The sequence below is a fragment of the Vibrio sp. 1402 genome, from assembly GCF_033340275.1.
On the sequence record NZ_JAWOWE010000376.1, the window covers coordinates 1 to 635 of the forward strand.

The window sequence follows — 635 nt, forward strand, 5'->3', positions numbered from 1 at the left end:
TCGCGTGTTACAGTGCCTTTCCAGCCAAACACGTCAACTTCTACGCTGTCTTGCTCAGAGAAAGCAATTTTAGTCGCCGTTGCAATGTTCAGTAATGCACGGTTTTTCTCAGCAGAAAGCGGCGCTTCTAGGCCAGCTTGCTCCATTAGGTAATCCGCTAATAGGTGGTCAAAGTCATCACCGCCAAGTGCAGAGTCGCCGCCTGTTGCTAATACTTCAAATACGCCTTTCGACAAACGTAGGATAGAGATATCGAACGTACCGCCACCTAAATCGTAAACCGCGATCACACCTTCTTGACCTGAGTCCAGGCCATAGGCAATCGCCGCAGCGGTTGGCTCATTGAGAAGACGCAGTACATGTAAACCCGCTAGCTTAGCCGCATCTTTCGTGCCCGCGCGTTGCGCGTCATCGAAGTACGCAGGAACGGTAATTACCACACCCGCAAGCTCTCCACCTAGAGTTTCTTCTGCGCGTTTACCTAGCGCTTTTAGAATATCTGCAGAAACTTCAATCGGGTTTTTATCCCCTTGAGCAGTTTGCAGTACTGGTAAGCCATTATCACTCTCTTTAAAACGGTAAGGTAATGAAGGGTAGCTAGATTGAATGTCTTTTAGCGAGCGGCCAATCAAGCG

At 49.1% G+C, this 635-nt stretch carries 1 protein-coding gene; it reads right to left on the reverse strand.

All coding sequences use genetic code 11. The features are described from left to right. Positions 1–635, reverse strand: a 635-nt coding sequence (locus tag R7044_RS26165) for an Hsp70 family protein (protein WP_225456113.1), incomplete at both ends; no start/stop codon positions are given.